This window comes from Haemophilus sp. HMSC066A11 (assembly GCF_001811665.1).
Taxonomy (GTDB): Bacteria; Pseudomonadota; Gammaproteobacteria; order Enterobacterales; family Pasteurellaceae; genus Haemophilus; species Haemophilus influenzae.
In genome coordinates this window covers 1-25092 of record NZ_KV805841.1, presented here as the reverse complement: position 1 = coordinate 25092, position 25092 = coordinate 1, and the positions used below count along the sequence as shown (strand labels likewise).

At 37.3% G+C, this 25092-nt stretch carries 23 protein-coding genes and 1 tRNA gene; 8 read left to right on the top strand and 16 right to left on the bottom strand.

Features of this window, described 5'->3' with window-relative positions:
* Position 1: 1 nt before the first annotated feature.
* Both HMPREF2813_RS00125 and HMPREF2813_RS00120 read left to right on the top strand, forming a co-directional pair.
* Positions 2–1177: a hypothetical protein gene (locus tag HMPREF2813_RS00125; protein ID WP_048946787.1), complete on the top strand. Its 1176-nt coding sequence runs from the start codon at positions 2–4 to the stop codon at positions 1175–1177.
* The gene (locus HMPREF2813_RS00120) at positions 1177–2385 is read left to right on the top strand and encodes a sugar transporter (RefSeq protein ID WP_038440907.1); all 1209 of its coding nucleotides are present in this window, start codon (positions 1177–1179) and stop codon (positions 2383–2385) included. The genes HMPREF2813_RS00125 and HMPREF2813_RS00120 overlap by 1 nt, the downstream gene beginning before the upstream one ends.
* A gap of 60 nt (positions 2386–2445) precedes the next feature.
* On the opposite strand, the gene der is transcribed toward HMPREF2813_RS00120, so the two are convergent.
* From der to dnaQ, 3 genes are all read right to left on the bottom strand, one after another.
* Complete coding sequence (gene der / locus HMPREF2813_RS00115) at positions 2446–3960, bottom strand: ribosome biogenesis GTPase Der (RefSeq protein WP_014550581.1); 1515 nt, start codon at positions 3958–3960, stop codon at positions 2446–2448.
* Positions 3961–4377: 417 nt separating this feature from the next.
* Positions 4378–4454: transfer RNA gene (locus HMPREF2813_RS00110), tRNA-Asp, on the bottom strand.
* Between the two features lie 87 nt (positions 4455–4541).
* Entirely contained in the window at positions 4542–5309 is a 768-nt protein-coding gene (gene dnaQ, locus HMPREF2813_RS00105; RefSeq protein WP_048946757.1) for a DNA polymerase III subunit epsilon, read from the bottom strand.
* Between the two features lie 60 nt (positions 5310–5369).
* On the opposite strand from dnaQ, the gene rnhA reads away from it, so the two are divergent.
* Together rnhA and HMPREF2813_RS00095 are read left to right on the top strand one after the other, a co-directional pair.
* Complete coding sequence (gene rnhA / locus HMPREF2813_RS00100) at positions 5370–5834, top strand: ribonuclease HI (protein WP_048946758.1); 465 nt, start codon at positions 5370–5372, stop codon at positions 5832–5834.
* A 260-nt stretch (positions 5835–6094) separates the two neighbouring features.
* The gene (locus tag HMPREF2813_RS00095; protein WP_048946759.1) at positions 6095–7180 is read left to right on the top strand and encodes a porin; all 1086 of its coding nucleotides are present in this window, start codon (positions 6095–6097) and stop codon (positions 7178–7180) included.
* A 192-nt stretch (positions 7181–7372) separates the two neighbouring features.
* Here the strand turns inward: HMPREF2813_RS00095 and nagA are convergent, their stop codons facing one another.
* The 6 genes from nagA to HMPREF2813_RS00065 all read right to left on the bottom strand — a co-directional run bounded on the left by nagA (position 7373) and on the right by HMPREF2813_RS00065 (position 13053).
* Positions 7373–8518, bottom strand: a complete 1146-nt coding sequence (nagA, locus tag HMPREF2813_RS00090; RefSeq protein ID WP_048941106.1) for an N-acetylglucosamine-6-phosphate deacetylase — start codon at positions 8516–8518, stop codon at positions 7373–7375.
* A gap of 53 nt (positions 8519–8571) precedes the next feature.
* The gene (gene nagB, locus HMPREF2813_RS00085; RefSeq protein WP_048941107.1) at positions 8572–9384 is read right to left on the bottom strand and encodes a glucosamine-6-phosphate deaminase; all 813 of its coding nucleotides are present in this window, start codon (positions 9382–9384) and stop codon (positions 8572–8574) included.
* Positions 9385–9668: 284 nt separating this feature from the next.
* A complete protein-coding gene (nanA, locus tag HMPREF2813_RS00080; RefSeq protein ID WP_015701414.1) occupies positions 9669–10550 on the bottom strand; it encodes an N-acetylneuraminate lyase in 882 nt (293 codons plus the stop codon).
* A 10-nt stretch (positions 10551–10560) separates the two neighbouring features.
* Positions 10561–11427, bottom strand: a complete 867-nt coding sequence (locus tag HMPREF2813_RS00075) for a MurR/RpiR family transcriptional regulator (RefSeq protein WP_014550575.1) — start codon at positions 11425–11427, stop codon at positions 10561–10563.
* Entirely contained in the window at positions 11420–12322 is a 903-nt protein-coding gene (locus tag HMPREF2813_RS00070; protein ID WP_014550574.1) for an N-acetylmannosamine kinase, read from the bottom strand. The genes HMPREF2813_RS00075 and HMPREF2813_RS00070 overlap by 8 nt, the downstream gene beginning before the upstream one ends.
* Positions 12323–12366: 44 nt before the next feature.
* Positions 12367–13053, bottom strand: coding sequence for a putative N-acetylmannosamine-6-phosphate 2-epimerase (locus HMPREF2813_RS00065; RefSeq protein WP_005658108.1), 687 nt, complete (start codon positions 13051–13053; stop codon positions 12367–12369).
* Between the two features lie 349 nt (positions 13054–13402).
* On the opposite strand from HMPREF2813_RS00065, the gene siaP reads away from it, so the two are divergent.
* The 4 genes from siaP (at position 13403) to HMPREF2813_RS00045 (ending at position 18208) form a co-directional block, all read left to right on the top strand.
* The gene (gene siaP, locus HMPREF2813_RS00060; protein ID WP_005691499.1) at positions 13403–14392 is read left to right on the top strand and encodes a sialic acid TRAP transporter substrate-binding protein SiaP; all 990 of its coding nucleotides are present in this window, start codon (positions 13403–13405) and stop codon (positions 14390–14392) included.
* Positions 14393–14456: 64 nt separating this feature from the next.
* Entirely contained in the window at positions 14457–16307 is a 1851-nt protein-coding gene (gene siaT / locus HMPREF2813_RS00055; RefSeq protein WP_005658110.1) for a sialic acid TRAP transporter substrate-binding protein SiaT, read from the top strand.
* Positions 16308–16482: 175 nt separating this feature from the next.
* Positions 16483–17610 carry an N-acetylneuraminate epimerase gene (locus HMPREF2813_RS00050; RefSeq protein WP_041174609.1) on the top strand — a complete coding sequence of 376 codons (1128 nt, stop codon included), beginning with the start codon at positions 16483–16485 and terminating at the stop codon, positions 17608–17610.
* A gap of 163 nt (positions 17611–17773) precedes the next feature.
* Positions 17774–18208: a methyltransferase family protein gene (locus tag HMPREF2813_RS00045; protein WP_014550572.1), complete on the top strand. Its 435-nt coding sequence runs from the start codon at positions 17774–17776 to the stop codon at positions 18206–18208.
* Positions 18209–18251: 43 nt separating this feature from the next.
* Here HMPREF2813_RS00045 and hflC read toward each other — a convergent pair whose 3' ends face one another.
* The 7 genes from hflC to fabD all read right to left on the bottom strand — a co-directional run bounded on the left by hflC (position 18252) and on the right by fabD (position 24952).
* Positions 18252–19139, bottom strand: a complete 888-nt coding sequence (hflC, locus tag HMPREF2813_RS00040) for a protease modulator HflC (protein ID WP_014550571.1) — start codon at positions 19137–19139, stop codon at positions 18252–18254.
* Entirely contained in the window at positions 19139–20359 is a 1221-nt protein-coding gene (gene hflK / locus HMPREF2813_RS00035) for an FtsH protease activity modulator HflK (protein WP_048946760.1), read from the bottom strand. Before hflK ends, hflC begins: the two co-directional genes overlap by 1 nt.
* Before the next feature lie 121 nt (positions 20360–20480).
* Positions 20481–21188, bottom strand: a complete 708-nt coding sequence (locus HMPREF2813_RS00030) for a 4'-phosphopantetheinyl transferase family protein (RefSeq protein WP_014550569.1) — start codon at positions 21186–21188, stop codon at positions 20481–20483.
* 59 nt (positions 21189–21247) lie between these two features.
* Positions 21248–22579 carry an anaerobic C4-dicarboxylate transporter gene (locus tag HMPREF2813_RS00025; RefSeq protein ID WP_005660872.1) on the bottom strand — a complete coding sequence of 444 codons (1332 nt, stop codon included), beginning with the start codon at positions 22577–22579 and terminating at the stop codon, positions 21248–21250.
* A gap of 203 nt (positions 22580–22782) precedes the next feature.
* Positions 22783–23013: an acyl carrier protein gene (gene acpP / locus HMPREF2813_RS00020; protein ID WP_005544465.1), complete on the bottom strand. Its 231-nt coding sequence runs from the start codon at positions 23011–23013 to the stop codon at positions 22783–22785.
* A 255-nt stretch (positions 23014–23268) separates the two neighbouring features.
* Complete coding sequence (gene fabG / locus HMPREF2813_RS00015) at positions 23269–23997, bottom strand: 3-oxoacyl-ACP reductase FabG (RefSeq protein ID WP_005668128.1); 729 nt, start codon at positions 23995–23997, stop codon at positions 23269–23271.
* A gap of 16 nt (positions 23998–24013) precedes the next feature.
* Positions 24014–24952 carry an ACP S-malonyltransferase gene (fabD, locus tag HMPREF2813_RS00010; RefSeq protein WP_014550568.1) on the bottom strand — a complete coding sequence of 313 codons (939 nt, stop codon included), beginning with the start codon at positions 24950–24952 and terminating at the stop codon, positions 24014–24016.
* Positions 24953–25092: the final 140 nt, after the last annotated feature.

Below are 25092 nucleotides of genomic sequence, written 5' to 3'. Positions count from 1 at the left end.
GATGAAAAAGTTCGCACTTATCATAGGGATCGTCTTCTTGGCGATCTTTTCTTTTTTATATATTCAACTTTACCGCGTGCAAAGTGCTATTAATGAACAACTGGCACAACAAAACATTGCCGTTCAGTCAATCAATTTATCATTATTTTCTCCCGCACTTTCCCTTGAAAATCTAAAAACTACGCAATTTTCAGCTCAAAAAATTGAAGCTAAATTTAGTTTTTTGCCTCTTTTGTATGGAAACGCAGCACTTCATTCACTGAATATTCAACAGCTCAAATTAACTCAAAACACACAAAATCCTGCCAATGTATCGATAGAGGTTTCGCCTTTTTCGTTAAAACAGCTTTTATCAAAAAAAGTAATATTAAATGGCGAAAACCATATTCGCATTGAATTTAATAAGCCTATTTATGGAAAAACAAAAACTTTCCATTTTTCTTTCCATAAAGCGAATTTAGACTTCTCAACATCAGAATCAGCCCCACTTCAATTTGTAGATGCAAACCTAAATAATCAGCCTATCGGTTATATTGAAACTCACACAGCCCACCAACAAATAGTGACTTATATAAAACCACAATGCGATAACGATTGTTTAGCCGTATTGAAATATCAACAAATAGACAATCAAAGTGCGGTAAATTTTTCGGGTAAATATTTCCCTGTTCAACGCTTATTCGCACTATTAAATTTGCCAGAAATGTTAAGTGGACACGCCGATTTTGATCTTGATTTCAGCTTTTCATCTTCCGCGCTTATTCAAGGAAAATTAAATTTTTTAGCGCAAAATGGCGAAATTCTTGGTGTGAATCTATTGGATATGGTAGCGCAACATTTCCCGATTAATTACAACAATGATTTGTTACAAAACAAAGAATTAAACACTCGCTTTGAACAATTTTACTTACAATTATTTCTCCAACAAAATCAACTCATTGCTGAAAAAATCGAATTAAAAACGCCCGCACTTTTGGGGCAAGGAAAAGGCATCATTGATTTAAATCAAATGGAATGCAATGTGGATATTAATTTAAATTCTACGGATCAACGCTATCAAAATTTGACACTACCAATCAATTTTTTTGGTAACTGCAATTCTCCACAATACAAAATTAATTTTACGAAGAAATTCCGCCATCAATTAATTGATGCGATTAAAGAAAAGTTACGTTAATGTCGTTATATTTAAAAGCTGCAAAAATCCAATCATGGCGCGTGCTTATTATGGCTTGCGCAGGATTTATTTTTAATACTACAGAATTTGTACCCGTTGCAATGTTAAGCGATATTGCACAAAGTTTTAATATGCAAACCGCTGATACTGGTTTAATGATGACAGTTTATGCGTGGACAGTGCTAATTATGTCTTTACCAGCCATGCTTGCCACTGGCAATATGGAACGTAAAAGTCTGCTTATTAAACTTTTCATTATATTTATTGTTGGGCATATTTTATCGGTCATTGCATGGAATTTCTGGATATTACTTCTCGCTCGAATGTGCATTGCATTAGCCCATTCAGTGTTTTGGTCAATTACCGCCTCACTTGTAATGCGCATCGCACCTAAACACAAGAAAACTCAAGCATTAGGAATGCTCGCTATTGGCACCGCACTTGCCACCATCTTAGGCTTACCGATTGGGAGAATCGTCGGACAGCTCGTCGGTTGGCGAGTCACTTTTGGCATTATTGCGGTACTGGCATTATCCATCATGTTTTTAATTATTCGATTATTGCCAAATTTACCCAGTAAAAATGCTGGCTCTATTGCAAGTTTGCCCTTGCTTGCGAAACGCCCATTATTACTTTGGCTTTATGTAACAACGGCAATCGTCATTTCAGCACACTTTACTGCTTATACCTATATCGAACCATTTATGATTGATGTAGGGCATTTAGATCCAAATTTTGCCACGGCTGTATTATTAGTTTTTGGTTTCTCAGGCATTGCAGCAAGCCTATTATTTAACAGATTATACCGATTTGCTCCCACAAAATTTATTGTTGTTTCGATGAGTTTATTGATGTTCTCTCTATTGCTCCTGTTATTTTCAACTGAAGCAATAATAGCAATGTTCAGCCTTGTGTTTATTTGGGGGATTGGCATTTCTTGTATCGGACTATCTCTACAAATGCGCGTACTAAAACTTGCGCCAGATGCAACCGATGTTGCCACAGCTATTTACTCGGGCATTTTCAATGCAGGAATTGGCGCAGGCGCATTATTTGGAAACCTTGCGACAACCTATTTAGGATTAAATGAAATTGGTTATACAGGCGCAGCATTAGGTTTAATCGGTTTCATCATTTTTATTACAACGCACTTAAAATATCGCCATACCTTTCTTCTGCAAAACAATAAAAAAATAACCGCACTTTAGTTCTCCAAAAAGAGTTTTAAAAGTGCGGTTAAATCTGTCTAAGTTTTATTTATCTTGCGTTTAACGTTTTGCTTTCTTAATAAACTTCATCAAACGTTTACGTTTACGCAATTGATTCGGAGTGAGTTTATTTTTGCGTCCTGCAAATGGGTTTGAGCCTTCTTGGAAAAGCAGACGAATCGGTGAACCAATAATTTTTAAGCTCTTACGATAATAATTAGATAAATAACGTTTATAAGAATCTGGTAGTTTATCCATTTGGTTACCGTGAACTACTATAATCGGCGGATTATAACCACCTGGGTGAGCATATTTTAATTTAATGCGACGACCGCCAATCATCGGCGGTTGGTGCTCATCCGTTGCCATTTGCAAAATACGAGTTAAAAGCGAAGTCGTCATTTTTTGAGTGGCACAAGCATAGGCTTCTTTAATCGAATCAAAAAGATTACCTACACCACTTCCGTGCAAGGCTGAAATAAAATGCACCCGAGCAAAATCAATAAAATCTAAACGACGATCAAGTTCAGATTTCACACGATCTTTCACATCTTGATCTAAACCATCCCATTTATTCACGACGATTACCAAAGAACGCCCTGCATTTAAAATAAAGCCGAGCAAAGATAAATCCTGATCAGAAATGTTCTCTCTCGCATCAATAGTCAGCAATACAACATTAGCATCTTGAATCGCTTGTAAGGTTTTAATCACAGAGAATTTTTCCACTGCCAAATGCACTTTACCACGCTTACGCACACCAGCCGTATCAATCAAGGTATATTGCTGCCCATCACGCTCCATTGGAATATAAATACTATCGCGTGTCGTACCTGGCATATCAAAAACCACTACACGATCTTCGCCTAAAATACGATTGGTTAAAGTAGATTTACCCACGTTTGGACGACCTACAATGGCTATTTTGATATTCTTATCTTGTTCTTCTTCAAATTCTTCGTCTAACGCATCATCAATTAATGCCGTATCTTCTTCTGAATCAAAATCGAATTCTTGTTCCCATTCGTCTTGTTCTTCCTCAGAAGTGCGGTCATTTTCATCGGCGTTTTCCATTTTTTCCGCAAAAGGCGCAAGTACTTGTTCCATTAATTGAGTAACACCACGGCCTTGTGAGGCTGCGATTTGCTCAATTTCTCCTAAACCTAACTGATAAAATTCAGCACAATGAGAATCCGCATCAATACCATCGGTTTTATTTGCCACCACCACAGTAATTTTGTTTTGACGTTGGCGTAAATAATTAGCAATACCAATATCAGCTGCCGTTAAACCTGCTCGCGCATCCACAAGGAAAAGAACAATGTCGGCTTCATCAATAGCAAGCAAAGATTGCTCCGCCATTTTTTCTTCTACGCCCTCTTCCGTTCCATCAATACCGCCAGTATCAATAACAATAAAATCATAGCCAGCAATATGTGCGTGACCATATTTTCTATCACGAGTTAAACCTGGAAAATCAGCGACTAACGCATCTCTCGTACGAGTAAGGCGATTAAATAATGTGGATTTTCCCACATTCGGGCGACCAACAAGGGCGACGACTGGAGTTGCCATAAAAAATCTCTTATTTTGTCAAAAATGGCGGCTATTATATCGGAAGTTAAAGGATTGGTAAAAAATCATTTCATAAAGAAAAGAAAAAGCCACAGGATACAATCCTATGGCTTTCTAAATACTGTTTATTTATCTACAACTTAACGTTATAATAATCTCGCTTTCAAGGATCCAACTTGAAAGCGAGTGTTGCGCTTTTTCGCAACGTTTGAAGAGGATAAGAAAATGATTAAGATCATTATCCTTGTTGTCGTTTTATTATTAGCGAGCCAGACCGCTTACTAATAAGACAACATACTAGGGAGTAACCGCTCCCTAGTTCTTCAAATATTAAAAGTTTACTTTGTTTTTGTCAAGGATGAATAAATTTCAGATACAAAAAAAGCACCCTTAGGTGCTATCTTTATTTATCTTAATTGGCGGAATGGACGGGACTCGAACCCGCGACCCCCTGCGTGACAGGCAGGTATTCTAACCAGCTGAACTACCACTCCGCTAAGTGGTGCGTATCTTAATGATGAACACAAATCTCGTCAATCTTTTTTTATTAAATTTTACTTACCTGATTAAATTCCACACAATTAATGCACATTATTATTGCCAAAGCGTTTTTCCCAAAGGCAATTATTTCCACTTTTTTTATTCATCATCTTTAAGAATTCTAAATGCGCTTGTAACTCATCATTAGTAGGTTGAATTAATTTTAAATTGTGCGAAAAATCTACCGCACTTTTTATTTCTTCCGCCGTTTTTTCTTGCACAACACGGATAACTTCAGACTCAACAGATTCTTCATCGAATAAATTTGTTTGCCCTCCCGTCATCATCAAATAAACATCCGCCAAGATCTCGGCATCCAGTAACGCACCGTGCAAAGTACGTTTGCTATTATCAATACCTAAACGATCACAAAGTGCATCCAAATTATTGCGTTTTCCAGGATACATCTGACGAGCCATTTGTAGCGTATCTGTCACCAAACAAATATCGTCAGTTTTCACATTGAGGTTAAGTTTACGAAATTCATAATCCATAAATCCAACGTCAAAGGGCGCATTGTGAATAAGCAATTCCGCACCATTAATATAATCCAAAAAATCTTGGGCTACGTCTTTGAATTCTGGTTTATCCGCTAACATTTCATCAGTAATACCATGAACTTTAATCGCATCAGGATCAACAGGGCGATCTGGCTTAATATAAATATGGAAATTATTACCTGTGTAACGACGATTTATTAATTCAACTGCACCAATTTCAATAATGCAGTGTCCTTCATAATGCGCGCCAAGCTGATTCATACCTGTAGTTTCAGTATCTAATACAATTTGGCGATTGGGATTAATCATTTGTTCAACCTATCTCTTTCCATTAAAATACTTGCCATTCTACACAACAACCTTTTTGTTATGCAAAAACAGATTGAAATTTTTACTGATGGCTCTTGTTTAGGTAATCCAGGTGCGGGCGGAATTGGTGCCGTATTGCGTTATAAACAACATGAAAAAACACTCTCCAAAGGCTATTTCAAAACCACCAATAATCGAATGGAATTACGCGCTGTCATTGAAGCATTAAATACATTAAAAGAGCCTTGTTTAATCACGCTTTATAGTGACAGCCAATATATGAAAAATGGCATAACAAAATGGATCTTTAACTGGAAAAAAAATAATTGGAAAGCGAGTACTGGAAAGCCTGTAAAAAACCAAGATTTATGGAAAGCCTTAGATGAATCCATTCAACGTCATAAAATTAATTGGCAATGGGTGAAAGGCCACGCAGGGCATAGAGAAAATGAAATATGCGATGAATTAGCTAAAAAAGGGGCTGAAAATCCAACATTGGAAGATATAGGGTACATGGAAGAATAATATAGAAAACTAAAATACCATATTCTTCAAAACACTCCAAAATAGGTATGAACAATACTCAAACGCAAAAAAAGAACAAAAAACAATCAAATTCATTTAAAAAATGTGATCTCAATCAAATTTCAAGAAAATTAAAATTTGGAGTATTGACATCAAAAAATTTTTTTGCAAGAATGCGACTCGTCTATTTTGGCGATTGGACAATTCTATTGGAGAAAAGTTCAATCATAGATAGTAAACAACCATAAGGAATACAAATTATGAAAAAAACACTTGCAGCATTAATCGTTGGTGCATTCGCAGCTTCAGCAGCAAACGCAGCTGTTGTTTATAACAACGAAGGGACTAACGTAGAATTAGGTGGTCGTTTAAGCGTTATCGCTGAACAAAGCAATAGCACACGGAAAGATCAAAAACAGCAACACGGTGAATTACGCAATGCAGGTTCACGTTTCCACATTAAAGCAACTCATAACTTCGGTGATGGTTTCTATGCACAAGGTTATTTAGAAACTCGTTTAGTTTCAGATTATGAAAGCCGTTCAGATAACTTCGGTAATATTATAACCAAATATGCTTATGTTACTTTAGGAAATAAAGGATTCGGTGAAGTAAAACTTGGTCGTGCGAAAACTATTTCTGATGGCATAACAAGTGCAGAAGATAAAGAATATGGTGTTCTCGAGAATAAAGAATATATTCCTAAGGATGGTAATAGCGTTGGCTACACTTTTAAAGGTATCGATGGTTTAGTATTGGGCGCTAATTATTTATTAGCACAAGAGCGTGTGGCTTATAGTAGTAGTGGTAATAAGCCAGGAGAAGTTTCTACACAAAAAATCAGCAATGGCGTTCAGGTTGGTGCAAAATATGATGCAAACAACATTATTGCAGGTATTGCTTATGGTCGTACAAATTATAGAGAAGATCTTGCAGCACCACAAGATAAGTCAGGTAAAAAACAACAAGTAAACGGTGCTCTTTCAACTTTAGGCTATCGTTTTAGTGATTTAGGCTTATTAGTATCTCTAGATAGTGGCTATGCAAAAACTAAAAACTATAAAGATAAGCACGAAAAACGCTATTTCGTATCTCCAGGTTTCCAATATGAATTAATGGAAGATACTAATGTCTATGGCAACTTCAAATATGAACGCAATTCTGTAGATCAAGGTAAAAAAGCACGTGAACACGCAGTATTATTCGGTGTAGATCATAAACTTCACAAACAAGTATTAACCTATATTGAAGGTGCTTACGCTAGAACTAGAACAAATGATAAAGGTAAAACCGAAAAAACTGAAAAAGAAAAATCAGTGGGTGTAGGTTTACGCGTTTACTTCTAATTATTTGTTAGAATGAATACTTAAAAAAGCGAATCAAAAGATTCGCTTTTTTTTGCTTAAAATCAAGTTAAAAATGATTAAGTTAAAAGTGTATAAATATTTAGGCTATTTTATAAGTAACAAAATATTAATAAAAAATCTGTGACATATATCACAGATTTTTAAATCAATTAGCTATTTAAGTATTTACTATTAATTCTCTTTCCACTTTCCGTTTACTACTGTGCCGATTACTTGGTAATTTGGCGTAAACACGGCTAAGTTTGCTATCTTACCTTTTTCTACCGAACCTAAACGATCATCTATACCAATTGCTCGTGCAGGATAAAGGTTACTCATTCTAATGGCTTCCGCAAGAGGAATTTCGACATATTCTACCGCATTTTTAATAGATTCCATCATTGTGATTGATGCCCCTGCAATTGTGCCATTCGCATCATAGCAACGCCCTTCTTTGATATAAATTGTTTTTCCCTCAAAGGTAAAACTTTCTAGTTCTGGCGGTGCGCCTGCCGCTGCAATAGAGTCAGTCACAATACAAAGTTTGCCGCCTTTGATTTTTTTATCAATGCGAACATTGCCGTAATTGATATGCACACCATCGACGATAATGCCAGTGTAAACATCAGAATCCAGTACCGCACCCACTACGCCCATTTCACGTCCAGAACTAATTGGCGACATTGCATTATGTAAGTGGGTTGCAAAAGTTGCACCTTTGTGGAATGCGGCTTTAGCCACTTCATAAGTGGCATTAGAATGGCCTACAGAGACAATAATGCCCGCTTTCACAAAATCAGGCGTATAGTTAATAGTTGGGTTTTCTGCGGCAATGGTTATTTTTGTAATCACATCACCATTTTCGCAGAGAAAATCTTTCATTTCAGGCGTAATTTCACGAATATATTCGGGACGGTGTACACCTTTTTTCTCAATGCTGAGATAAGGCCCTTCAATATGTAAACCAAGAGCTTGGTTTTTATGCTTGTTTAAATATTCACGCATAATTTTTACCGCACTTTTTATATTTTCATCAGGCGCGGTAATAAAAGTGGGAAGGAAACTTGTACAACCTGATTTTAAGTTAGTTTCCTGCATAATTTCCAAGGTTTCAACGCTAGTTTGGTCGTTAAACATCACGCCACCACAGCCATTTAATTGCAGATCAATAAAACCAGCCGTTAAATTATTACCTTGTAAATCAATGGTTTTGATACCTGTTTCTAATTCAGCTTGGGGGATCACTGCTTCAATAGTTTCACCGTTAATAATTACAGCAAAATCACGTAAAACATCATATTTTGTGTAAATTACACAATTAATTAATGCGTATTTCATTTTATACCTTCCAAATTTTTTAAAAAAAAGCGATTGATTGTAAAAATGATAGGTTATTTATCGCCGTAATAAGTCTCAGCAACCGCGCCTTCTAATTCAGTAAAATATTTCACGGTTTTCACTTTTAACTCTTGTTGAGCAGCTTCATCACAAACAAGCAAGAAATGACGGTGCATTTGTAATGCACTGACTGTCCATAAATGGTTAATACTGCCTTCAACTGCAGCTTGCACTGCCAGTGCTTTTTGATGTCCTGTTGCTAAAATCATCACTTCTTCTGCATCTAATAATGTACCGACACCAATGGTTAAAGCATATTTCGGCACTTGAGTAACATCGTTATTAAAGAAGCGTGAATTTGCAATCAATGTATCTTGCGTGAGCGTTTTAATACGGGTGCGAGAACTTAATGAAGAAGCAGGTTCATTAAATGCGATATGTCCATCTACGCCAACCCCCCCCATAAACAGATGAATTTTGCCGTAGGATTTAATTTTTTCTTCATAACGACGGCATTCTGCATTATGGTCATCGGTATTGCCGTTAAGAATATTGATATTTTCAGGTAAAATATCGATATGATTGAAAAAATTGTTATACATAAAGCTGTGGTAACTTTCAGGGTGTTCCTCTGGTAAAGCCACATATTCATCCATATTGAAAGTCACTACGTGTTTGAAACTCACTTTGCCTGCTTGATGAAGTCGAATCAGTTCTTGATAAGTTTTTAGTGGTGTACCACCAGTAGGTAACCCCAATACAAAAGGACGCTCGGCGGTAGGTTTAAAATCGTTGATACGATTGATGATATGTTGTGCAGCCCAACAACTGACTTGTTGTTCTGTTTGTAACGGAATAAAACGCATATTAGCCTTCCTTTATTATTGACCGTGATGACCCTATTCATATCGTAGGCTGGACTTTAGCCCACCTATACCAAAGGATCATTATAAGTGCGGTAATTTTCTATCTTGTTTTTAAAAAGAAATTCTTTTGCTCCAATAATTTACGACAGAGCAATAGAAGTTGCCCCCTTCCGCCCTTCGGGCACATTCCCCCGTAAACAGGGGAAGGCAGGTGCTTGCTGGCTTGCTGTTCTGTTTGTAACGGAATAAAACAGGGGGAGGTAAGTTTTTTCTAATTTAAATATTTATGACAAAAATTTCGCTTTCAGGTCTTTTGCTTTTGCAACCTGTTCTGCTGTTGCTTTTGATGTCATTGGTTCACGGCAATAACCTGCATCCACCCCTTCTAATTTAAGCAATTCTTTGATGGTTAAATATAAACCGTTCGCTAAAATGCCTTCGATTAAATCGTTGGTTACGTGTTGAATTTCTAACGCTTCGGCTAATTTACCCGCTTTGGTTAATTCAAAAATTTGACGAGCACGAACGCCGTTTACGTTAAAGGTTGAACCAATTGCACCATCCACACCAAGTGAGGCTGCAGGTAACATCATTTCATCAAAACCTGCCCAAATTAAGTGGTTTGGATAAGCTTTTTTCAAACGTTCTAATAAGTAGAAATCACCTGCTGTGAATTTTACCCCTAATACTTTCGGGTTTTTATAAAGTTCACCGAATTGTTCAATGCCCATATTCACGCCAGTTAAGAACGGGATTGAGTACACAATCATATTGTTGCCCGTTTCAGCGATGATGGTGTCGTAATAATGTTTAATTTCAGGGAAGCTAAATTTGTAATAGAATGGCGTCACTGCAGATAAGCAGTCGTAGCCTAATTCTGTTGCATATTTACCTAATTCCACTGCTTCTTTTAAGTTTACGCTGCCCACTTGAGCAATTAGTGCGATTTGATCTTTTGCTTCATCTTTTGCAATGCGGAAGATTTCTTTTTTCTCTTCAATTGAAAGCATAAAGTTTTCGCCTGTTGAACCGCCCACATATAAGCCATCAACTTTCATTTTGTCGATATTATGGCGGATAATTTGGCGTAAACCTTTTTCATTAATTGTGCCATCTTCATTAAATGACACTAATAATGCACTGAAAATACCTTTTAAATCACGCATAAGTTTTCTCCTATTTTATACGTTGTTCAAGAATTACATTGAGAGTTTTTTGTTTAGTTTGAGCGGCAATTTCTTCTTCGCCCTGCACTAACAAAGCATAAATTAAATCTAATACAAAAAGCTGTGCAATTTTGGTGCCAATAGAATCGCCTTGTAACTTGCCTTGTTTATTACCATTTACCAAAACATAATCAGCATATTCTGTCACGGGGGAACGCAAACTATGCGTCAATGCCACTGTTGTTGCACCATTTTGTTTTGCAATTTTGATGGTATGTGCCGTTTCAGCAGAATAACCAGAATGGCTTAAACCAATTGCCACATCAGAAGACGTAAGTAATGCTGCCTGCATATACATAAAATGGTTATTACCTGAAGCATCCACTTGAAAACCAATACGCATCAGCTTATTTTTAGCATCTTCCGCCGTTACGCCAGATGAACCCACACCAAATAAAAAAATACGACGTGCTTTTTTAAGTACTTTAACGACTTCTTCAAGCTGTTTTAAATCAAGTAAATTAATCGTTTCTTCCATTACATTAGCAACTGCGGCTTGCAATTTTTGTGCAATAGTGAGCGAATCATCACTTGGCATAATTTCTGTTTCAAGTACGCTTTCATCTTGATTATCTTTCGTCGCAAGTTCAATAGACAGCTCTAGTTTGAAATCGCTGAAACCTTTAAAACCAATGGTTCGACAAAAACGGACAAGCGTAGCCTCTCCCACTTCTAAGTGTTTTGCAATTTCAGAAAGGGGACATTGCGATACCAAATCAGGCGAACGCAAAATCGTATCGGCAATTTTTTTCTCTGATTTAGTTAAACTCTGGTAAAGTGAGCCAATTTTGTTTAACACATTTCCCAATTTAGCCATAAATTGTTCCTTCAGGCTTATCCAGTAAAACATCTTTTACCCAATAAGCTGCGCCAATTAAACCTGCATCTTGTCCAAATTTAGCGGTTTCAATTTCACAACAATATATCGAAGGAAAATCTTGTAAATATTTTTCAACCAAAGATAAATATCCCTCAGCTAATCCCACACTGCCACCAATCGCGATTTTTTGAATATCTAAACTAATCACTAAATCAGCAATTAAATTAGCAATGGCTTTCGCAGAACGCTCGACAAGTGCGGTCGCTTTTTCATCATTTTTTCTAAAACGCTCAAACACTTCTTTTGGATCGCACGGATCTTCCCATTGGGAAGAAACTGCTTCAATTGCTCGCCCTGAAGCAATCGCTTCGACACAACCTCGACGCCCACAACCACAGATCACACCATTTGGATCAGCTAATGTATGACCAATATGCCCAGCAATACCACGAGAACCTGTCTGCAAAATTTGGTTCAGCACAATCCCTCCGCCAACTCCTGTTGAAACGGTAATAAAAACAAAATTTGATACCTGTTCAGAATTTTGCAATTGATATTCCGCATAAGTCGCAGCTTGTGCATCATTTAATAAACCAATCGGTTTATCCGTATGTTTTGCAATACTCGCTTTAAGTGGAAATTCCGCCAAGCCGCCTAAGTTTTTCGGATTTAATGCACTTAAAATGCCATTATTGATGATCCCCGTAGATGCTACCGCTACATAATCAAACTGCCCTTCATAATCAGCAAGCAATTTGCCTAACGCTTGGTGCATTCCCTCCACTACATTTTCACGTGGTGTATGAATTTGCTGACGTTGCTCAATTTCGCCATTTTTTACAATCGCCGCAGCAATTTTTGTCCCACCAATATCTAGTGCTAAACAACGCATAACTTATCCTTATAGTGTAAAGTCTTTTCTCACACGTCTTACGACTATCTTGCAGATTTCACTGAATTAGCAAACCAACTCACAATATGTTCAAGACGAGTTAAGGCTGAACCTACTGTCACACAATCCGCACCAATTTCAATTGCCACTTTTGCTAATTCAGGCGTGTTATAACGCCCCTCAGCCATCACAAAACAACCCGCTGCTTTTAAATCTTTCACTAATTGATAATCCGGTTCTTCTGGCACTGAGCCACCTGTATAACCCGACATCGTACTGCCGACAATATCAAAACCAAGCGCTTTACAATACAAGCCTTCTTCTAAATTAGAACAATCTGCCATTGCCAAACAGCCCATTTCGTGGATTTTTTTCACCGCACTTTCAATATCCACAGGACGCGGGCGGCTCGTGCCATCTACTGCAATAATATCCGCGCCTGCATTGGCTAGATCTTCAATATCTTGTAAAAACGGCGTAATACGCACGGGACTATCAGGCAAATCACGTTTTACAATTCCGATAATCGGAACATTCACAAAAGGACGGGTTGCTTTAAGGTTATCAACACCCTCAATACGTAAGCCAGAAGCGCCGCCCATAACTGAAGCCTGAGCCATAGCAGAAACGATTTCAGGTTTATCCATTGGGCCATCATCGACAGGTTGGCAAGAAGAAATAAGACCATATTGAATTTGAGAAAGTACTTCTTGATAAGATAATTTAGACATATAACACCCCTCATTTAAATCTGAATAAATCACTTTAAAATTAATTTAATCCACACAAAACAATCTTTTATAAGTTGTAATATGCTTATATTTTCATCATTTAACATTATTATATGAAAAAGAAATGCCATTTTAAAGAATATTTTTGAAGTGTTTTTTCATAAATGTGATCAACTTCTCATTTTTGAAATAAAACTCGTAAAACTATTTTAAATTTGTTTTTTTACTCTTAGAATTGCTCTCGAATCCTATTTTTGGGGAGAAAACATACATTTTTTGCCTAAATTGATTCTCATATTACGGGGTTAATATATTCCCCTTTCCAACATAAGTTCACACAGGAGCGAATATGATGAAATTGACAAAACTTTTCCTTGCCACCGCCATTTCTTTAGGCGTATCTTCTGCTGTTCTTGCCGCTGATTATGACTTGAAATTCGGTATGAATGCTGGAACTTCATCAAATGAATATAAAGCGGCAGAAATGTTTGCCAAAGAAGTCAAAGAAAAATCACAGGGTAAAATTGAAATTTCACTTTATCCAAGTTCACAATTAGGTGATGACCGTGCAATGTTAAAGCAATTAAAAGACGGTTCTCTCGACTTTACCTTTGCAGAATCTGCTCGCTTCCAGCTGTTTTACCCTGAAGCGGCAGTATTTGCCTTACCTTATGTTATTAGCAACTACAATGTTGCACAAAAAGCCTTATTCGATACAGAATTCGGTAAAGATTTAATTAAAAAAATGGATAAAGATCTTGGCGTGACTTTACTTTCCCAAGCTTATAACGGAACTCGCCAAACGACTTCAAATCGTGCAATCAACAGTATTGCAGATATGAAAGGCTTAAAACTTCGTGTGCCAAATGCAGCAACAAACTTAGCCTATGCTAAATATGTTGGCGCATCACCAACACCAATGGCATTTTCTGAAGTTTATCTTGCGTTACAAACCAACGCCGTCGATGGTCAAGAAAACCCGTTAGCAGCGGTGCAAGCACAAAAATTCTATGAAGTGCAAAAGTTCTTAGCAATGACTAATCACATTTTGAATGACCAACTTTATTTAGTAAGCAACGAGACTTATAAAGAACTCCCTGAAGATCTTCAAAAAGTCGTAAAAGATGCTGCCGAAAATGCAGCAAAATATCACACTAAATTATTCGTAGATGGAGAAAAAGATTTAGTCACATTCTTTGAAAAACAAGGTGTGAAAATTACACATCCTGATCTTGTCCCATTTAAAGCATCAATGAAGCCGTATTATGCTGAGTTTGTAAAACAAACTGGTCAAAAAGGTGAAGCAGCTTTAAAACAAATTGAAGCAATCAATCCATAATCCCTCTTTAGTGTGCCGTAATGGCACACTACATTCCCTTATTCTTCATTAAACGGAGTGAAGTATGAAATATATTAATAAGCTTGAAGAATGGCTGGGTGGCACATTATTTATCGCCATTTTCGGTATTCTTATCGCTCAGATTCTTTCACGCCAAGTTTTTCATTCTCCGTTAATTTGGAGTGAAGAACTCGCCAAGCTCTTATTTGTTTACGTGGGTATGTTAGGTATCAGCGTTGCTGTGAGAAAACAAGAACACGTATTTATTGATTTTTTAACTAATCTAATGCCCGAAAAAATCAGAAAATTTACAAATACTTTTGTACAATTATTAGTCTTTGTATGTATTTTCTTATTTATTCATTTCGGTATTCGTACTTTTAACGGCGCATCATTCCCTATTGATGCCTTAGGAGGCATTTCTGAAAAATGGATTTTCGCAGCACTGCCTGTTATCGCAATATTAATGATGTTTCGCTTTATCCAAGCGCAAACCGTAAACTTTAAGACAGGGAAAAGCTATTTACCTGCGACTTTCTTTATCATAAGTGCGGTCATTTTATTTGCGATTTTATTTTTCGCACCAGATTGGTTCAAAGTATTGCGCATTAGCAATTATATAAAACTCGGTTCAAGTTCAGTCTATGTCGCCTTACTCGTTTGGCTCATCATTATGTTTATCGGTGTCCCTGTAGGTTGGTCCTTATTTATTGCTACCCTACTTTATTTTTCTATGACACGTTGGAATGTCGTAAATGCCGCAACTGAAAAATTAGTCTATAGCCTAGACAGCTTCCCATTACTTGCCGTGCCGTTTTATATTTTAACGGGCATTCTAATGAATACAGGTGGGATTACCGAACGTATTTTTAATTTCGCTAAAGCCTTACTCGGTCATTACACAGGAGGAATGGGACACGTTAATATCGGTGCAAGTTTATTGTTCTCTGGTATGTCAGGTTCAGCACTTGCTGATGCTGGGGGCTTAGGTCAATTAGAAATCAAATCAATGCGTGATGCTGGTTATGACGATGATATTTGCGGAGGAATTACTGCTGCTTCTTGTATTATTGGGCCATTAGTTCCGCCAAGTATTGCAATGATTATTTACGGTGTAATTGCCAATGAATCTATCGCAAAACTCTTTATTGCAGGTTTTATTCCAGGTGTATTAATTACTTTAGCTTTAATGGCAATGAATTATCGCATTGCCAAAAAACGAGGTTATCCACGAACACCAAAAGCTACGAGAGAACAACTTTGCAGCAGCTTTAAACAATCTTTTTGGGCAATCTTAACGCCGTTATTAATTATCGGTGGTATTTTTTCAGGATTATTCAGTCCAACAGAATCTGCCATTGTTGCAGCCGCATACTCTGTAATTATTGGTAAATTTGTGTATAAAGAATTAACCTTAAAAAGCTTATTTAATAGTTGCATAGAAGCAATGGCAATTACGGGCGTAGTCGCCTTAATGATTATGACCGTGACTTTCTTTGGCGATATGATTGCCCGTGAACAAGTCGCAATGCGTGTTGCTAATGTGTTTGTTGCCGTTGCCGATTCGCCTTTAACCGTATTAGTAATGATTAACGCACTGTTACTTTTTCTTGGAATGTTCATTGATGCCCTAGCATTACAATTTTTAGTATTACCAATGCTTATTCCTATCGCAATGCAATTCAATATTGACTTAATCTTCTTTGGTGTAATGACCACATTAAATATGATGATTGGTATTCTTACCCCACCAATGGGAATGGCTCTCTTTGTTGTTGCTCGTGTAGGTAATATGTCAGTTTCCACGGTAACCAAAGGCGTATTACCGTTCTTGATTCCCGTTTTCGTCACATTAGTATTAATCACGATTTTCCCACAAATCATCACATTTGTGCCAAATCTATTGATACCATAATAAAAAGTGCGGTTGAAAAACATTAAATTTTTTAACCGCACTTTCATCGTTTTCGTAAGTTACATCTGCTGTACCTTACAATACAAAAGGGTGCAATAACTGCACTTTATCAACGCCTATTCAATGCCGTTTAATGAATAGAAAACTGTAAACACAACTCAAAATGGGGTTTATTATGAAACTAACTAAAACAGCATTATGTACCGCACTTTTTGCTACCTTTACTTTTTCAGCGAACGCACAAACTTATCCTGATTTACCAGTGGGGATCAAAGGAGGAACAGGCGCATTAATTGGCGACACAGTTTATGTGGGATTAGGTTCTGGTGGCGATAAATTCTATACCTTAGACCTAAAAGATCCTTCAGCACAATGGAAAGAAATTGCTACATTTCCGGGTGGCGAACGCAATCAACCTGTTGCAGCCGAAGTGGATGGAAAACTTTATGTATTCGGTGGTTTACAAAAAAATGAAAAAGGCGAACTTCAACTCGTTAATGACGCTTATCGCTATAACCCAAGCGATAATACTTGGATGAAACTTCCTACTCGTTCTCCCCGTGGTTTAGTAGGATCAAGTGGCGCATCTCACGGAGATAAAGTTTATATTTTAGGCGGCTCTAATCTCTCTATATTTAATGGCTTCTTCCAAGACAACGTTGCGGCAGGAGAAGATCAAGCGAAAAAAGATGAAATCGCAGCAGCTTACTTCGATCAACGTCCAGAAGATTATTTCTTTACAACAGAATTATTGAGCTATGAACCCTCAACCAACAAATGGCGTAATGAAGGTCGCATTCCATTCTCTGGGCGGGCTGGTGCAGCCTTTACAATTCAAGGTAATGATCTAGTGGTTGTCAATGGCGAAATTAAACCTGGACTTCGCACCGCTGAAACCCATCAAGGTAAATTCACTGATAAAGGAGTGCAATGGAAAAATTTACCTGACTTACCTGCACCAAAAGGAAAATCACAAGATGGCTTAGCTGGCGCGCTTGCAGGCTATAGTAATGGTCATTATTTAGTCACTGGTGGCGCAAATTTTCCAGGTTCAATAAAACAATTCAAAGAAGGAAAACTTCACGCACATAAAGGTTTAAGCAAAGCTTGGCATAACGAAGTTTATACTTTAAATAATGGTAAATGGAGCATCGTTGGGGAATTACCAATGAATATTGGCTATGGTTTTTCTGTATCTTACAATAATAAAGTTTTACTGATTGGCGGCGAAACTGATGGAGGTAAGGCTTTAACTAGCGTCAAAGCAATCAGCTATGATGGTAAAAAATTAACCATCGAATAATTTATCACAGAATAATTCATAAAATTTATAATGATCAAAAGTGGCGAAATTTATCGCCGCTTTATGAAAAATAAAAGTAATTAAAGCAAAATTAACACAAATTTTGACCGCACTTTAAACGCTGTCTTTAAAGAGACGGCATTTTTATTAATAAGATTTAGCGATGTTATTTATTCCACCACCACTACTCTGTTTATTCATTGCTATAGCAATGTATTTTTTGCCAAAGATTGCTAGTTATTCTGTCCATTTTTCAGTGATTGTTTTTGTTATTTCCCTTTCATTTTTGATTGCTTTAAGTAGCGTTATACAATTCATTATATGTAAAACCTCCATTAATCCTCGTGACTTTAAAGGCTCAACAAAATTAGTTTCCACAGGCATATTTCGATTCAGCCGTAACCCAATGTATTTAAGTTTGCTGTTAATGTTAATCGCGTGGGTTCTTTGGTTGGGTAATAGTTTGGCTTGGTTAGGCATAATTGTTTTTGTATTAGCGATAAACCAATTTCAAATAGCCAAAGAAGAAGCCTATTTGGAAAATAAATTTGGCGATGAATATCGTCATTACAAACAAAAAGTAAGACGCTGGATATAAAAAAAACACCTTCACGAGGAAGGTGTTTTTATCAATTTTAAATCTATTTCTTCGGTGCTTGCATAAAGCGGAAGAAATCACTATCTGGTTTTAAAATCATCATATTATCAGAATTTGCAAAACTCGCTTCATAGGCTTTTAAGCTACGCACAAAAGTAAAGAATTGTGGCTCTTGAGCAAAGGCATCTGAATATAATTTTGCTGCAGCTGCATCGCCAGAACCTCGCAATTCTTGTGCAGTTTTATTTGCATTAGCAAGAATTAACGTCACTCTGCGATCTACATCAGCTTGAATAAATGCTGCTTTTTCTTTCCCTTGAGAGCGATGTTCACGCGCCACTGCATCACGTTCTGCACGCATACGTTGGTAAATTGAAGAAGAAACTTCATCTGGTAAATTAATTTGTTTTACACGCACATCGATCACTTCAATACCCAATTCTGCCGTACTGTCTTGCCCTGAATTTAAAGCTTTTTTTGCACCTTCCATTAATTCCCCACGAGTACCAGAAACAATATCTTTAATCGTACGTGAACCAATTTCAGAACGTAAACGGTCATTTACTTTACGACTTAATAAATTTGCAGCTTGAGCATAATCGCCACCGCCAGTAGATGTGTAGAATCGACCAAAATCACTGATTTTCCATTTCACATAAGAATCCACTAACAAATCTTTTTTCTCTACAGTAACAAAACGTGTTGCAGAGCCATCTAAAGTACGAATACGTGCATCTAAAACTTTGATGCTATCAATTAAAGGCACTTTAAAATGCAAGCCCGGTTCATATACAACCACTTTGTTATCTGCATCACGCTGTACTTTGTTAAATCGTAACATAATGCCACGCGTACCTTCCGTTACAACGACGATACTAGAATAAACCACTGCCGCAATCACGAAAATAACAGGTAATAAAAATCTACGCATTAGTTAAATCTCCCTTGACGAATCGGCGCAACGGTAGTCGACTGAGGCTGATAAGAATTTTGACGTTCTGGCGCAGTAAAAGCAGGCGAAGAATTGACCGCACTTGGCGCACTTGTTACCGATTTTTTACCCATAATTTGCTCTAACGGTAGCACAGTTAAATTATTACCATTATTGCCATCAAGCATTACTTTTGGCGTATTTGCCATCACTTTTTCCATCGTCTGAATATATAAACGCTCACGCAGTAAATCTGGCGCAGCCTTAAATTCTGGCAACAAGCGTTGCAAACGTTCCACTTCACCTTTTGCATCTAACACGATACGATCTTTATAAGCTGTTGCTTCTTCAAGAATACGTTGCGCATCACCGCGTGCAATCGGTTCTTTCTCACGCGCATAGGCTTCCGCTTCACGAATAAAACGTTGTTCATCTTCCTGCGCTTTAATTGCATCATCAAACGCATCCTTTACTTCTTCAGGTGGGCGCGCAGATTGGAAGTTCACATCAATAACCTCAAGTCCCATATCATAGGATTTGATAATTTCATTCAAAGCTTTCCAAGTATTTTCACGCACGACAGAGCGACCTGTGGTTAAAATATCATTCATAGACATATGCCCAACAACATAACGTAATGCACTATCTGTCGCTTGATTCAAACTATCATCTGCATTTGTTACGCTAAAACGATATTTTGCAGGATCTTGCACGCGATATTGCACGGTCATTTCCACTTTTACCATATTTTCATCTTGGGTCAGCATTGCACCTTGCGTACGCAACTCTTTTACTTGCTCCACATTTACTGGCAATACTTTATCTACAAATGTTGGTTTCCAGTTCAAACCGGGTTGAACAATAGAATGTAACTCGCCAAAACGAAGCACCACACCGCGTTCAGCCTCTTTAATAGTATAAAAACCGCTTACGCCCCAAATAATCGCACCAATCGCTACAGCAAGTGGAATAACTTTGCCAAAATGAAATGGCGTATTGCCTTGAGAACTGCCATTATTTTGACCGCTCTTTTTATTTCCACCACCTAATTTTCTGAGAAGGTTATTAAAAATCTCCTCAATATCTGGCGGAGATTGCTCTTGATTTCCACGATTTTGGTTATTATTCCATCCATTATTGTTGGATGAATTTCCCGGCTGTTGGTCGTTGCTCTGCCCTGGTTTACTCCAAGGATCGCGATCTGAACCGTTCTGTGACATTTCATTCTCCATTTGTCAAAAAATTGTTAAGAGTTTAGCTAAATAAATGGGGCGCGTCTATCAAAATACAAGGCTTTTTAGGCAATAAAAAATCCTTGATTTTATATAAGGATTTTTTTGATTAATTCACTTCATAAAAAACATATTTTTCAAGTTCTTTTATCTGTAAACTTTCTCTATTCCATTCATAAAAGTGCGGTAATTTTTCTTGATGATTGACAAAAGCGGCTAAATAAATAGGGAGTTCATCAGTAAACCATAACTGACCATGCGGACAATAATCTGAAAAAATTTTTTGTTGTTCAGGAAAATGACGAACATTGGATAATTTTACGATCCCAAATCCTTGAGATTTCAATACAGCCTCTCTCAAACACCAACAACGATAAAAAGCGTTCAAAGAATCCTGCTGATGATGAAACCAATCAATTTCTTCTTTTGGTGCAATATGCTCCATCAACGCCGTAAAATTTCTTATTTTAGGAAATTCAATATCAATTCCCACTGCACTTTTTTCTTCTTTTCTAATATCTAATATTACCGCCACCCAATTACCAGAATGGCTAATATTAAAATCTATTCGCTCATCAAGAAAATAAGGTCTGCCACTTTCAGTACGATGAATTTGAGATAAAAGTGCGGTGGATTTTCCTGCTATTTTTAGAAGTTGGAAAAGTAATAAATGCGCAAGCCGACGACACTGATGACGCTGAAAAACACGGGAGCTATCCGTTTCAATTTGATATAGATTTTCTGGAATCAGTTCATCGGGTAAGGATTCCAAAGAAAAAGGTTGATTTATATTGCCGTAGGCGATGTAGGTTGTCATAAAATAAAAGCACCATTCAAAGGTGCTTTTATATTAAAAGGATTTAGTTTGTGTGTAAATTAGCGAATCACTAATTCCGCCACAGAAACACCTACCAAGCAAGCAACAACAACCCCAATTAAACCTGGCACCATGAAACTGTGGTTAAAATAATATTTACCAATTTTTGTTGTACCCGTTACGTCAAAGTTTACTGTTGCAATATCTGACGGATAATTTGGAATGAAGAAATACGCATAAGTTGCAGGCATTAAACCAACTAAGATTGGCGCAGGAATACCTAAACTTATACCCACAGGTAATAACATTACAGCAGTGGCAGCTTGGCTATTAATTACAACTGAGACTGCAAATAACGCCAATGCGAATGTCCAAGGGTAAGTTTGCACCATATCAGTAATCGCAGCTTTAAATTCAGGTATTGCATATTTGAAGTAAGTGTCGCTCATCCACGCAATACCATAAATTGCAATCGCTGCTACCATACCTGACTTAAATACCACGCCATTTGGCACGATTTGAGGATTTGTTTTCGTTGCGAGTAAAATCACACCACCAAAACAAAGCATCATCATTTGAATGATAAGTGACATTGAAATTGCTTTTCCGCTACCGATAGTGCGAATTTCAGGAATCATCGCAATCGCAACAATCACAACTAAAGCAAATAAAAATAGGTAAACAGATTTTTTTGCCCCTTGCGGAAGGGTTTCATTCAATGTTGTACTGGTAGTATTTAAAATACGTTCGCGCCATACTGGATCTTGTAAACGACGTTGATATTCAGGATCTTGTTCTAACTCTTTACCACGACGCATACTGTATAAAGAAAGCACAATCGTACCCGCTAAAGTAGCAGGAACGGTTACACAAATAATATCTAATAAACTAATATGCTCAAAAGCGGGCATTGCTGTAATTTTACCTAGATAAAATACAACAGCTGCAGAAAGTGGGCTTGATGTGATGGCTAATTGCGATGCTACGGAAGACGCTGCCATTGGACGTTCTGGACGAATTTTGTTTTTCAATGCAACATCGCCGATGATTGGCATAATTGTGTAAACAGAGTGACCAGTACCAAGCATAAAGGTTAATAAATAGACGACTAATGGGCCGAGTAAAGTGACACGTTTTGGATTTTTACGGAGAATGCGTTCAGCAATTTGTAACATAAATTTCAAACCGCCAGCTGCTTCAAGTACGGATGCGCAAGTCACCACTGCAAGAATGATAAGCATAACATCAATCGGTGCTTTCCCCACAGGCATACGAAATACGAAAACCTCGATAGCAAGACCGATACCAGAAACAACACCTAATCCGATACCGCCGTAACGGCTACCGATATAGAGCATTAATAGTAAAAATAAAAATTCTAAATAAAGCATAAACACCTCAAAAATGAAAAACTATGCAAATAATACTTCTTTTTAGGCATATAACTAAATTATTTTTTAAAATTTAAACCAAGATTTTAAGTAAAAGATAATTTAGATCAATGTTTATGAAAGGGAAAAATAAAAAGTGCGGTAATTTTAAAGAGGATTATTAGAAAAAAATTAGGCGACTTAAAACGTCGCCCAACTTAAAATTATTGATTGTTTTGCACGTAATCAATCGCAGATTGAACAGTGGTAATTTTTTCAGCTTCTTCATCAGGAATTTCAATATCAAATTCTTCTTCTAAAGCCATTACTAATTCAACTGTGTCTAATGAATCTGCACCTAAATCTTCAACAAAAGAAGCTTCAGGTTTCACATCTTCTTCTTTAACACCTAATTGTTCAACGATGATTTTTTTCACGCGTTCTTCAATACTCATTTGTTTTTCCTATTTGTTAGTTTTAACTCATAAAAGAGCAGTTAGTGTATGTATTTTTTAGTAACTTGCAACTATTTTATGGTCTGGTCGCACCACAAAATAGGCAATGTGAACACACACATCAAATATAGTTACGTACCTTTGCATACGCTCAAGGCGTAACCAAGTTACATTGCGAGCGGGATTTTAGCATTATCTAAAATCTTTGGCTATGATTTTATTGCTTAGAAATCCCCCATAAATCAATGTCAAATTTTAGCTTAAGTATAAGCCACCATTCACGTGTAACGTTGTACCCGTGATATAACCTGCATCATCAGAAGCTAAGAAAGCAACGGCTTTAGCTATGTCTTTTGCTTCGCCTAAACGTCCAGCTGGAACATTAGATAAGATCCCCGCTTTTTGTTCATCCGTAAGCACTTCTGTCATATCTGTTGCAATAAAACCTGGTGCAACCACATTTACAGTAATACCACGTGCAGCTACTTCTTTCGCTAAAGATTTAGAAAAACCAACCACACCCGCTTTTGCCGCACAATAGTTAGTTTGTCCTGGATTACCCGTTGAACCAACCACTGAACCAATATTGATGATACGACCAAAACGTTTTTTCATCATTGAACGTAACATGGCTTTAGAAAGATGATACACCGAAGTTAAGTTAGTTTGCATAATATCAAACCATTCCTCATCTTTCATACGCATCAATAAATTATCGCGAGTAATACCTGCGTTATTCACGAGAATATCAATATCGCCAAAATCATTTTTAATTTGTCCAAGTAAGGTTTCGATAGATTCTTTATCCGTTACGTTTAAAACTAAACCTTTGCCTTTATCCCCTAAATAAGCCGAGATCGCCTCTGCACCCTTTTCAGAGGTTGCGGTACCAATTACAAATGCACCTTTTGAACTAAGTTCTTCTGCAATCGCACGACCGATACCACGGCTAGCCCCTGTCACTAAAGCAATTTTACCTTGCATTTTTTCTTCCTTTTACTTACGCTAAAAATTCTTCTACCGCATTGAATGATGCAACATCATTTACAGATATTGCTTGTAAATCACCCACAATGCGTTTGGTTAAACCATTTAATACTTTACCTGGCCCCACTTCAACAAGCGCTAAAACACCATCTTGCGCCATTTTTTCAACTGTTTCAGTCCAACGAACTGGACTATATAACTGACGAACAAGTGCGGTACGAATTTCGGTGCCTTCAGTTTCAGCTTTCACATCAACGTTATTTAATACCGATATTGTTGGTGTATTAATTTGAATATTATCAAGTGTTACCGCTAATTGCTCGGCTGCAGGTTTCATTAATGCACAGTGAGAAGGTACGCTCACAGCTAACGGCAATGCACGTTTCGCCCCTGCTTCTTTACATAATGCAGCCGCACGCTCAACTGCAGCTTTCGCACCCGCAATAACTACTTGACCCGGTGAGTTAAAGTTCACCGCAGATACGACTTCGCCTTCCTCTGCTTGTTTGCAAGCATTAATAATTGCTTCATTATCTAAACCAATGATTGCATACATTGCGCCAGTGCCTTCAGGCACAGCTTGTTGCATTAATTTTCCGCGCAATTCCACTAATTTAATCGCATCTTGGAAATCCAACACCCCAGCACAAACTAACGCAGAATATTCACCTAAGCTATGGCCAGCCATTACTTCTGGTTTTAATTGAGGAAATTTTTCTTGCCATACGCGATAAATAGCGACTGAAGCAGCTAAAAGTGCGGGCTGAGTTTGCCAAGTTTTATTAAGTTCTTCAGCTGGACCTTGTTGAACAAGATACCATAAATCATAACCAAGCGCATCAGATGCTTGTTTAAATGTTTCAATAACGATTGGATATTCAGTGGCAAGATCAGCAAGCATACCAACAGTTTGGGAGCCTTGACCTGGGAAGACCATTGCGAATTTTTTCATTATGTTTTGTCCTATTGTTTTTTAATTGAAAATTCTTCTTCGGTAATTAAAATCGGGTTTCGCCGATGGCGACTTACTTTTTCTTTGCTTCGCCAAAGAAAAAGTAAGCAAAAAGAAGGGAACCCAATTTGTTCTTTATC

Coding starts and splice junctions, on each gene's coding strand:
- HMPREF2813_RS00095 (WP_048946759.1), top strand. CDS start 6,095: ATGAAAAAAACACTTGCAGCATTAATCGTTGGTGCATTCGCAGCTTCA.
- HMPREF2813_RS00120 (WP_038440907.1), top strand. CDS start 1,177: ATGTCGTTATATTTAAAAGCTGCAAAAATCCAATCATGGCGCGTGCTT.
- dnaQ (WP_048946757.1), bottom strand. CDS start 5,309: ATGATTAATCCCAATCGCCAAATTGTATTAGATACTGAAACTACAGGT.
- HMPREF2813_RS00075 (WP_014550575.1), bottom strand. CDS start 11,427: ATGGCTAAATTGGGAAATGTGTTAAACAAAATTGGCTCACTTTACCAG.
- hflC (WP_014550571.1), bottom strand. CDS start 19,139: ATGCGTAGATTTTTATTACCTGTTATTTTCGTGATTGCGGCAGTGGTT.
- HMPREF2813_RS00125 (WP_048946787.1), top strand. CDS start 2: ATGAAAAAGTTCGCACTTATCATAGGGATCGTCTTCTTGGCGATCTTT.
- HMPREF2813_RS00070 (WP_014550574.1), bottom strand. CDS start 12,322: ATGCGTTGTTTAGCACTAGATATTGGTGGGACAAAAATTGCTGCGGCG.
- fabD (WP_014550568.1), bottom strand. CDS start 24,952: ATGAAAAAATTCGCAATGGTCTTCCCAGGTCAAGGCTCCCAAACTGTT.
- siaT (WP_005658110.1), top strand. CDS start 14,457: ATGAAATATATTAATAAGCTTGAAGAATGGCTGGGTGGCACATTATTT.
- HMPREF2813_RS00050 (WP_041174609.1), top strand. CDS start 16,483: ATGAAACTAACTAAAACAGCATTATGTACCGCACTTTTTGCTACCTTT.
- rnhA (WP_048946758.1), top strand. CDS start 5,370: ATGCAAAAACAGATTGAAATTTTTACTGATGGCTCTTGTTTAGGTAAT.
- siaP (WP_005691499.1), top strand. CDS start 13,403: ATGATGAAATTGACAAAACTTTTCCTTGCCACCGCCATTTCTTTAGGC.
- nagB (WP_048941107.1), bottom strand. CDS start 9,384: ATGCGTTTTATTCCGTTACAAACAGAACAACAAGTCAGTTGTTGGGCT.
- HMPREF2813_RS00025 (WP_005660872.1), bottom strand. CDS start 22,579: ATGCTTTATTTAGAATTTTTATTTTTACTATTAATGCTCTATATCGGT.
- HMPREF2813_RS00045 (WP_014550572.1), top strand. CDS start 17,774: ATGTTATTTATTCCACCACCACTACTCTGTTTATTCATTGCTATAGCA.
- nanA (WP_015701414.1), bottom strand. CDS start 10,550: ATGCGTGATTTAAAAGGTATTTTCAGTGCATTATTAGTGTCATTTAAT.
- fabG (WP_005668128.1), bottom strand. CDS start 23,997: ATGCAAGGTAAAATTGCTTTAGTGACAGGGGCTAGCCGTGGTATCGGT.
- acpP (WP_005544465.1), bottom strand. CDS start 23,013: ATGAGTATTGAAGAACGCGTGAAAAAAATCATCGTTGAACAATTAGGT.
- nagA (WP_048941106.1), bottom strand. CDS start 8,518: ATGAAATACGCATTAATTAATTGTGTAATTTACACAAAATATGATGTT.
- HMPREF2813_RS00030 (WP_014550569.1), bottom strand. CDS start 21,188: ATGACAACCTACATCGCCTACGGCAATATAAATCAACCTTTTTCTTTG.
- der (WP_014550581.1), bottom strand. CDS start 3,960: ATGGCAACTCCAGTCGTCGCCCTTGTTGGTCGCCCGAATGTGGGAAAA.
- HMPREF2813_RS00065 (WP_005658108.1), bottom strand. CDS start 13,053: ATGTCTAAATTATCTTATCAAGAAGTACTTTCTCAAATTCAATATGGT.
- hflK (WP_048946760.1), bottom strand. CDS start 20,359: ATGTCACAGAACGGTTCAGATCGCGATCCTTGGAGTAAACCAGGGCAG.